Origin of the sequence: Chelativorans salis, assembly GCF_025336525.1 — a bacterium.
GTDB classification, from domain to species: Bacteria; Pseudomonadota; Alphaproteobacteria; order Rhizobiales; family Rhizobiaceae; genus Chelativorans; species Chelativorans salis.
Genome location: NZ_JAOCZP010000011.1, coordinates 142,354 through 151,674, shown reverse-complemented (window position 1 = coordinate 151,674; position 9,321 = coordinate 142,354). Strand labels below are relative to the sequence as shown.

10 protein-coding genes are annotated in these 9,321 nt (G+C 62.1%); 2 read left to right on the top strand and 8 right to left on the bottom strand.

Going from position 1 to position 9,321, the window contains the following annotated elements:
* Positions 1-104 precede the first annotated feature (104 nt).
* The 7 genes from N5A92_RS24575 to N5A92_RS24545 all read right to left on the bottom strand — a co-directional run bounded on the left by N5A92_RS24575 (position 105) and on the right by N5A92_RS24545 (position 7,221).
* Entirely contained in the window at positions 105-809 is a 705-nt protein-coding gene (locus tag N5A92_RS24575) for an HAD family hydrolase (RefSeq protein WP_260907038.1), read from the bottom strand.
* A 9-nt stretch (positions 810-818) separates the two neighbouring features.
* The gene (locus N5A92_RS24570) at positions 819-2,297 is read right to left on the bottom strand and encodes a mannitol dehydrogenase family protein (protein WP_260907036.1); all 1,479 of its coding nucleotides are present in this window, start codon (positions 2,295-2,297) and stop codon (positions 819-821) included.
* A 45-nt stretch (positions 2,298-2,342) separates the two neighbouring features.
* Positions 2,343-3,116, bottom strand: a complete 774-nt coding sequence (locus N5A92_RS24565; RefSeq protein WP_260907033.1) for an L-iditol 2-dehydrogenase — start codon at positions 3,114-3,116, stop codon at positions 2,343-2,345.
* Complete coding sequence (locus tag N5A92_RS24560; protein ID WP_260907032.1) at positions 3,116-4,114, bottom strand: ABC transporter ATP-binding protein; 999 nt, start codon at positions 4,112-4,114, stop codon at positions 3,116-3,118. Before N5A92_RS24560 ends, N5A92_RS24565 begins: the two co-directional genes overlap by 1 nt.
* 15 nt (positions 4,115-4,129) lie before the next feature.
* The gene (locus N5A92_RS24555) at positions 4,130-4,960 is read right to left on the bottom strand and encodes a carbohydrate ABC transporter permease (protein ID WP_260907031.1); all 831 of its coding nucleotides are present in this window, start codon (positions 4,958-4,960) and stop codon (positions 4,130-4,132) included.
* Between the two features lie 9 nt (positions 4,961-4,969).
* On the bottom strand, positions 4,970-5,842 hold the full coding sequence (locus N5A92_RS24550; protein ID WP_260907029.1) for a carbohydrate ABC transporter permease: 873 nt from the start codon (positions 5,840-5,842) through the stop codon (positions 4,970-4,972).
* A gap of 68 nt (positions 5,843-5,910) precedes the next feature.
* Positions 5,911-7,221, bottom strand: a complete 1,311-nt coding sequence (locus N5A92_RS24545; RefSeq protein WP_260907027.1) for an ABC transporter substrate-binding protein — start codon at positions 7,219-7,221, stop codon at positions 5,911-5,913.
* 191 nt (positions 7,222-7,412) lie between these two features.
* On the opposite strand from N5A92_RS24545, the gene N5A92_RS24540 reads away from it, so the two are divergent.
* Positions 7,413-7,748: a hypothetical protein gene (locus tag N5A92_RS24540; RefSeq protein ID WP_260907025.1), complete on the top strand. Its 336-nt coding sequence runs from the start codon at positions 7,413-7,415 to the stop codon at positions 7,746-7,748.
* Between the two features lie 1,049 nt (positions 7,749-8,797).
* Positions 8,798-8,971 carry a hypothetical protein gene (locus tag N5A92_RS24535; RefSeq protein WP_260907023.1) on the top strand — a complete coding sequence of 58 codons (174 nt, stop codon included), beginning with the start codon at positions 8,798-8,800 and terminating at the stop codon, positions 8,969-8,971.
* Between the two features lie 60 nt (positions 8,972-9,031).
* On the opposite strand, the gene N5A92_RS24530 is transcribed toward N5A92_RS24535, so the two are convergent.
* Positions 9,032-9,277 (bottom strand): hypothetical protein, encoded by a 246-nt coding sequence (locus N5A92_RS24530; protein WP_260907021.1) that lies wholly within the window; start codon positions 9,275-9,277, stop codon positions 9,032-9,034.
* Positions 9,278-9,321 lie beyond the last annotated feature (44 nt).

Here is a 9,321-nt window from a genome sequence, read left to right as displayed (position 1 = left end):
CAATAGCTATCCTTGCCGCTTTGTCTCCCTCGCGCGGCGAGAATATGATGGATAGTGGTTTAGGCACGAACCTTGCTGCTTTTTCACGGTTTGCGATACCACCGTCAAGTCGGCGGCGTCTTATCGGGAACCTGCAGCTGTTTGTCTATCCTGGCCAGCAGGGCAGGCAGCTCGCGCATGTCGTGGAAGATACTGTCAGGCCCCAGCGTCTCGAATGCGGCCTTGAGGCCGGCGGGGGCGGCATGCGAGCCGCCGGCGAAGGCCATCACCTGCATGCCGGCGCGTCGCGCCGCCTCGATGCCGGCGGGGCTGTCCTCGATGACCACGCATTTGGCCGGCTCCACGCCCATCATGGTTGCCGCATGGAGGAAAAGATCCGGCGCCGGCTTACCGTTCGCCACCATCGTGGCGCTAAAAATGTGCGGCTCGAAATGCGAGAGCAGGCCCGTGACGCCCAGGGAGAGCCGGATGCGCTCGGGCTGGCTGGAGGAGGCAACGCAGTGGGGGGGGTGCAGTCCGGCAAGCGTTTCCACGAGGCCGGGAATAGGCTTGAGCTCCTGGCGGAAGCGCTCGTAGAGACGCGCACGCATCTCCTCCAGGTGTCCGTCTGTCATGGCGAGGCCGCACTCGTCCTCCACTGCCTTGGCGATGCTCGCCATCGAGCGGCCGAGGAAGCGGCGATAGGCGACTGAAGGCTCAATCGTGGCGCCGGCCGCGGTGATGACCTCCAGCAGAACGGCGATGGAGATAGGCTCGCTGTCGACCAAAACGCCGTCGCAGTCGAAGATGACGAGGCGATCGCTCCTCATACGCAGAGCCTAGAGGCGGTCTTCCAGATAGCAGGCGAGCACCTTTTCCGTACCATCCCGCCAAAGGGCGGCAAGGGCTCCGGCAAAGGCTTTTCGGAAGACATCCGCTTGCGCCACACCTCCATAGATGTCCTCCATCTCCAGCCAGGCGAGGGGGTCGTCCCTAGCCTTCAGCGCCTGCGCCCGCAGTCGGTCCCAGGCGGGATCGTTGGGCGCAATCTCCTTACCGTTCTCCGTGGTGCCGAAGCAATAGCGGCACCACAACGCCGATTCCAGCGCCAGGCCGGTGATCCCCCCGCCGCGCTTCAGCCGATCATGGATGGAAGGGACGATGAATTTCGGCTGCCGGTTTGAGCCGTCGAGGCACAGCCGGCGCACGGTATCGCCGATCTTGGGGTTGGCGAAGCGTGCATCGATCAGCCGGTAATAGTCGCCGAGGTCGGTATCGGGCACTGGCGGCACAATCGGAATGATCTCCTCCTCTTCGACCTTCTGCAGGAAGGCACGGATCAGCGGATGCTCCATCGCCTCGTGCACGAAGTGGATATCCATGAGGCCGGCAGGATAGCCGATCATCGCATGGCCGCCGTTGAGGATGCGGATCTTCATGTGCTCGTAGGGCGTGACGTCGGGCACGAACTGCACGCCTGCTTCTTCCAGCGCCGGCCGCCCGGCCGGAAAGTCGTCTTCCAGCACCCACTGCTTGAAGCCTTCGCAGAAGACAGGGCAGGCGTCCTCTATGCCATATTCCTCGGCACAGATTTGCCGCTCGCGGTCGCCGGTCGCCGGTGTGATGCGGTCGACCATGCCATTGGGGAAAGCAACAGCTTCCCCGATCCATGCCGCGAGGCCGGGATCGGAGAGTTCGGCAAGGCCGGTAAGCGCGCTGCGGGTAACAGTGCCGTTATGGGGGATGTTGTCGCAGGACATGACGGTGAAGGGGAGGGTGCCTTCGGCCTTTCGCCTCTTCAATCCTGCTGCAATCAGGCCGAAGACAGTGCGCGGGGCATCGGGTGCTGTGCCGTCGGCGACGATATCAGGATGTTCGGGGTCGAAGGCGCCGGAGGCCGGGTCGATGAAATAGCCACCTTCGGTGATGGTGAGCGAGACGATGCGCACTGCCGGGTCTGCCAGCCGGTCGATGATCGCCGTCCTGTCTTCGGTGCGAAGATAGTCGATCATGGCGCCGGTCACGCGCGCTGTGCTTCGGTCGGCCTCCTGCTCGACAACAGTCGTGAGAAAATCCTGTTCGGCAAGCCGCCCGCGCATCGCGCCATCGGCGGGCAGGACGCCGGCGCCGACGATCGCCCAGTCGTGGTCGCGGCCCTTGTTGAACAGATCGTCCAGGTAGACGGCCTGGTGCGCGCGATGAAAATTGCCGACGCCGAAATGAACGATGCCGGCGGAGAGCCCCCTGCGGTCGTAGACCGGCACGGCGGCGCGGGATGCAATGGTGTCCAGCGCGTCGGCACGAAGCCTCGTAGTCATTGTGTCTGTCCCATTCCCGGCTCTTTTGTTCAAGGCGCGAAAGCCTCAGCTCATCCAGTTGCCGCCGTCGACGTTGTAGGTCTGGGCGACGATGTACTCGGCCTCTTCGGAGGCCAGGAACACCGCCATGCCCGTCAGGTCCTCCGGCCGGCCCATGCGGCCATAGGGGACGGCTTCGCCCACCAGCCGCTTCTTCTCCCCGAGCGGGCGGTTTTCGTATTTGGCGAAGAGCGCGTCGACGCCGTCCCAGTGTTCTCCGTCGACCACGCCTGGCGCGATGGCGTTGACATTGATGCGGTGCTTGATGAGATCGAGGCCGGCGGACTGGGTGAGGCTGATGACGGCCGCCTTGGTCGCACAGTAGACGGCGACCAGCGGCTCGCCGCGCCGGCCGGCCTGGCTCGCCATGTTGATGATCTTGCCGCCTTTCCCGCGCGCGATCATCGAGCGGGCGACGGCCTGCATCATGAACAGCGTTCCCGCGACATTGATTGAGAACAGGCGCTCATAGCTCTCACGGGTGATCTCAACGATGGGGGCGAGATCGAAGAGTGCTGCATTGTTGACGAGGATGTCGATGCCGCCGAGCCGCTCCTGCGCCTCCCGCACCGCCGCGTCGATCGAGGCCTGATCGGTAACGTCGAGATGCACGGCAATCGCCCCGCCGCCGATCTCGGCGGCCGCTTCCTCCGCCGCTTCCACGTTGATGTCCGCAATGGCAACCCGCGCGCCTTCTTCGGCATAGCGCGCGGCGAAGGCGCGGCCGATGCCGCGCGCTGCACCCGTGATGATGGCGGTCTTGCCTTCGAGCCTGCCCATCAGAATGTTTCCCCGTCAGCGTTGAAACGATGGAGCTTGTCGGGGTCCGGCGTAAGTCGCACCGTGTCGCCGGAGCGCACCTGATATTCGCCATCGGCGCGCACGGTCACCTGGCCGACGCCGTCGACCGCAACGTGCAGCAGCGTGTCGGCGCCCAGATGTTCGGTCACGCCGACCTTACCCGTCCATTCTCCACCATCGGAGGAAAGCCGAATGTGCTCGGGGCGGATGCCAATGGTGGCGGCGTTGTGCTTCCTCGCCCCCGTACCGTCGATCAGGTTCATCTTTGGTGCACCGATGAAACCGGCGACGAAAAGATTCCGCGGGCTGCGGTAAAGCTCCAGCGGCGAGCCCACCTGCTCGACGCGGCCCGCCTGCAGGACGACGATCTTGTCGGCCATGGTCATCGCCTCCACCTGATCGTGGGTGACGTAGACCATGGTGGTGCCGAGGCTCTGGTGCAGTTCGCTGATCTCCAGCCGCATGGTGCCACGCAGCGCCGCATCGAGGTTTGACAGCGGCTCGTCGAAGAGAAAAGCCTTGGGCTGGCGCACGATGGCCCGGCCGATGGCAACGCGCTGGCGCTGGCCACCGGAAAGCTGGCCGGGGCGGCGCTCCAGATAGTCGGTCAGGTTGAGGATGCGCGCGGCCTCCTCCACCTTTTTGGCGATCACCGCCTTGTCCTCGTTCGCCATTTTGAGCGGAAAGGCGATGTTCTGCCGCACGCTCATGTGCGGGTAGAGCGCGTAGGATTGGAAAACCATGGAAAGGCCGCGCTTGGCAGGCGGCGCTCCGGTCACGTCCTGGCCGTCGATGCTGATTGTGCCCCTGGTGGTGTCCTCCAACCCGGCGATGAGGCGCAGAAGCGTGGACTTGCCGCAGCCGGAGGGGCCGACGAAGACGACGAACTCGCCATCCTCGATCGTCAGGTCGATCTGCGGAATGACACTGGTCTGGCCGAAGGATTTCGAGACTTTATCGAGCGTTATTTTTCCCATCTTCTCCCCCAGCCTTTATTTAACCGCGCCGAAGGTCAGGCCGCGGATGAGCTGGCGCTGCGAGAACCAGCCCATGATAAGGATCGGCGCGATGGCCAGCGTCGAGGCGGCCGACAGCTTGGCCCAGAACAACCCCTCCGGGCTCGAATAGGCGGCGATGAAGGCGGTCAGCGGCGCGGCATTCGAAGCGGTGAGATTGAGCGTCCAGAAAGCTTCGTTCCACGCCAGGATGATGTTCAGGAGCATGGTCGAGGCGATGCCGGGCAGCGCCATCGGCGTCAGCACGTAGACGATCTCCTTGGCAAGCGAGGCGCCGTCCATACGTGCGGCCTCGAGGATCTCGCCGGGGATCTCGCGGAAATAGGTGTAGAGCATCCACACGATGATCGGCAGGTTGATCATCGTGAGCACGCCAATGAGCCCGGTGCGGCTGTCGAGAAGGCCGGTGTCGCGGAAGATGAGATAGATCGGAACCAGGACGCCCACAGGCGGCAGCATCTTCGTGGACAGCATCCACATCAGCACGTCCTTGGTGCGTTTGGTCGGCGAGAAGGCCATGGCCCAGGCGGCCGGAATGGCGATCAGAAGGCCGATGAGCGTCGAGCCCAGCGCGATGACGATCGAGTTGCCGACATACTTGAAATAGTTGGAGCGCGCCTGGACCTCGAAATAGTTGGCGAGCGTCCAGTCGAAGGCGATGAGGGAGGGCGGCGAGGCGATAGCCTCGCCCTCGGTCTTGAAGCTGGTCAGCACCGTCCACAGGATCGGGAAGAACAGGGCGAGGCCCAACAGCCATGCGACGACGGTGATCGTCCATTTCCTGCGCGGGGAGATCGCTCGTGCCATTGGGTTTCCTCACGCGTCCAGGTTCTTGCCGATGATGCGCATCAGGAAGATGGCGACGATGTTGGCGAGGATTACCGCCACGATGCCGCCCGCCGATGCCGCGCCGACATCGAACTGAAGCAAGGCCTGCGCATAGACGAGATAGGTGAGATTGGTACTTTGTAGCCCCGGTCCGCCATTGGTCGTCACGAGGATTTCGGCGAAGACGGAGAGCAGGAAGATGGTCTCGATGAGGATGACGACGGTGATGGCGCGCGAAAGGTGCGGCAGCACGATGTAGATGAAGCGCGAGACCGGACCGGCCCCGTCCATCTCCGCCGCTTCCCTCTGCTCCTCGTCCAGCGATTGCAGCGCCGTTAGAAGGATCAGCGTCGCAAAGGGCAGCCACTGCCAGGCGACGATGAGGACGATGGAGAAGAGCGGCACTTCGGCCAGCCAGTCGACGGGCTGAAGCCCGAAGAACTTCGCCACCCACGCGAACAGCCCGTAGACGGGGTTCATGAACATGTTCTTCCACACCAGCGCGGAAACGGTCGGCATGACAAAGAAGGGCGCGATGACGAGAAGCCGCACGATGCCCTGTCCGAAGAAGGGCTGGTCGAGAAGGAGGGCAAGCGCAATCCCGCCGCCGACCGAGATCAGGAGCACGCCGCCGACCAGCAGCAGTGTGTTGACGAGTGCTGTGCTGAAGGCGGGGTCGGTGAGGAAGTAGTAGTAATTGTCGAAGCCGGTCCATTCCTCCATGCCCGGCATCAGAAGGTTGTAGCGCAGGAAGGAGAACCACAGCGTCATGCCGAGCGGCACGAGCATCCACATGAGCAGAAGCACGACGGCAGGCGCCATCATCAGGCGCGCGGTCGACTGGGTGTGCAACGTGGCCATCGTGCTCTCCGGGAAGGGTGAAAAGGGGCCGCCCCGCACTACCGAAGGCGGCCCAGGGAGGAGGGAGGCTATTTGATGTAGCCGCTCTTCATCATCTCACGCTGGGTGAGCTGCTGGGCGCTCTGGAGCGCCTGATCGACCGTTACCTGGCCGGCAAGGGCTGCTGAAAACTGCTGTCCCACCGCCGTGCCGAGACCCTGGAATTCCGGGATCGCCACGAACTGAACGCCCACATAGGGCACCGGATCGACCGTCGGGTTGTTCGGGTCGGCCGTGTTGATCGAGTCGATCGTCATCTTGGCAAAGGGTGCGGCCTCAAGATACTTCGGGTTTTCGTAGAGCGAGGTGCGCGTGCCGGGAGGCACGTTCGCCCAGCCTTCCTTCTCGGCGACAAGTTCGAGATAGTCCTTGCTGGTCGCCCAGGCGATGAACTTTTCCGCCGCCTCCGCCTTCTGTGTGCCAGCAGGGATGGCGAGCGACCAGGCCCACAACCAGTTGCCACGCTTGCCGAGGCCGTTGTCCGGCGCCAGCGCGAAGCCGACCTTGTCGGCCACGGTGGATTCATCGGGATTGGTGACGAATGAGGCGGCCACCGTGGCGTCGATCCACATGCCGCATTTGCCGGACTGGAACAGCGCCAGGTTTTCGTTGAAGCCGTTGGAGGAGGCTCCGGGCGGGCCGGCGTCGTTCATCAGGTTGACGTAGAAGTCGAGCGTCTCCTTCCACTCCGGCTGATCGAACTGCGGCTGCCACTCCATGTCGAACCAGCGGGCGCCGAAGGAGTTGGCAGTGGCCGTCAGGAATGCCATGTTCTCGCCCCAGCCCGCCTTGCCGCGCAGGCAGATGCCGTAGATTTCATTCTCCTTATCGGTGATCTTACGCGCCGCATCGGCGACGAACTCCCAAGTCGGCGCCTCCGGCATCTCAAGCCCCGCCTCCTCGAAGAGGTCGGTGCGGTACATCACCATGGAGCTCTCACCGTAGAAGGGCGCGGCGTAGAGCTTGTCCTCGTAGGACAGGCCGGCGCGGATCGGCGGCAGGAGATCGTCGATGTCATAGTTCTCGCCGAGGTTTTCCAGCGGCAGCAACCAGTCCTGCTTGGCCCAGATCGGCACCTCATAGGTGCCTATGGTCAGGACGTCGTACTGGCCGCCCTTGGTGGCGATGTCCGTCGTCACCCGCTGGCGCAGAACGTTTTCCTCAAGCGTCACCCATTCCAGATCGATGTCCGGGTTCTTCGCCTTGAAGTCGTCCGTCAGCTTCTGCATGCGGATCATGTCGCCGTTGTTGACTGTGGCGATGGTGAGCGTCTCGGCCTGGGCGGCAAAGCCCGACGCGGTGAGAAAGCTGGCTCCGAGGAGCAGTGCTTTGAGTCTCATGAATTCCTCCCGATGATTTGAGCAATTGCTAAACCTATGGGCAATTACTCACATTCACGAAATGACGTCAAGCCACATTTGATGCTGCGGCGCAGCAATCTCCACGCGCAGCAAATGTGGCCGCCGATTGGAACGAAGGGTTCACTTATTCGTTGGTGCGACCGAGGAAATGTTGGCTGAAAGGAAAGATTATGCGCAAACTTCTGATGGCAACTTCTGCGCTGATACTGCTGGGCGCCGTTCCGGGCTTTGCTCAGAACGACGAGTTCCGCGTATGGCGGCTTCTTCCCGATGGCCAAACCATGGCGGCCGGCGATTGTGTCGAGATTCAGCCCGGTACTGGGGCGTTTGAGCCGTCCGACCAGGGCGACGAACCGACCCCCGACGTCGTCCAGACCGAGTGCCCCACCGGGATGGTGCCTGCCGAATCCTTCACGACCGGCGCTATTGGCGACGGTGATGCGGGTACGGAACTGTTCGAGCCCTCAGATCAGAGCGACGAGCCGGTTCCGGACGTCCAGGACTGAGGCGCTGAAATACCCTCTCTGCAACGAAGGCCCGTCCCCGGCGGGCCTTCTTTAAGGGGACGGAACCGGTTTTCGGCACCGGTGCCTTAAACCGCTCGGCCATCCCTCCAAGCCTTGATTTCGGTAGCTTTTCTGGTTTCTGCAAGGCCTCCCAATAGGGCGTCTGCTACCATTTTGCTACCGAATGGCTTTCACGCCTTCGGCTTTACCGCGCTCCTAATCGCAGCGTCAACCTGTTCCGCGGCGTCCGCCTGCATGCCCGGCATGACGTGCGAATGTAGGTCGAGCGTGATCCCGATAGTAGAGTGGAGGCTTGGGTAAACCCCGAAGAGACCTGGTTCTTTCGCATTGAACTCAGGTTCGACGAGGAGCGGCTTGTCGAAGCTATTGGAAGGGTGGCGGGGCCGACCCTTAAATAGTTCGGAGGACGACGCTAATTGCTGTTAGCCCAGCCCAGAAACAGGAACAGCGTAGCGACGCCAATAGTGATCCAGATGGCGCCCGACCACTCCATTACCCATAGATCGTTTAGCATGCCGGTCCCCCTGGTCGGTGCTCGACAATGAATATGTCATACGGGGGGACGGCGGCCAACATGGCGACGGATACGCCTTTTTAGGTACTGCCGCGATTCAGGAGTCGTGTGAATTCGCGACTGGGCACCATGGCCCGTCTCAAGGGCCGCCTTAACGCCACCAGACCGACGCCTCGTTGAGCGAACCATCGACCTCTCGGCGCTCGTCCAAATGAACGAGCCACATGAAAATAATGACCGCAGCAGCGGATGGTGACAGAAGCAGCACGATCCGCAGCAGGCAGGCTATTGTGCTTTGGGGTCTAGGCATTCGCGCAGCGTATCGTGGCGCGTTTTAATCAAACACTACGCGGATTTTAACCATGGCGCCAACCGACAAGCAGTGCCGGCAGCGCGAGGTCAGGAAGCGGAAGGAAGGGCAGTTAATTCCCCTGCGATTCCGGCGGGCTTTTCCTGGGAACAACGTTCGGCAGTCACGGTTTCAAGCAGACCATCACGCAACCTGGAGGCCGGCATGCTGGAACAAAAGGTAAAGGAAGCGATCGTAGATGAGCTCAAGCGCCAGGCGCAGCTCAGGCCGAACGACCTCAAAGTCGCGCAGGATGGCCACAAGATCCACGTCAACGGCGACATTGATCTCGACGACCTCACGATGGTGGTAATCGGGTCAATTGCGGGAGGGCCTTAGGCATGGCTCGAATGCTGCCGGAAGATGGCGCTCACCGACAAGCAGCGTCCATCCTGCTCGCTAGGGCGCATCCCACCACGCAAAATCAAGAAATAGAACGGAGAGGACCAATACTGCAATTGCTGAGGCGAGCGCGACACTTCCGATCTTGATCGAATAGCTCAACCAATCCCTCTCGTCAGGATTTCGCACCCAAAGCACTGTGCGCCAGCTCAGGAAGATCACCGATGCCGGCACCATGAGCAGGCTGATGCCGGCAGCGACAACGACAATCAGTGTCACTACAAGAAAGAGAGACATCGCCATTCTGAACCCTCAGCGACTGAAGAATGATCCAGGATATAAACATG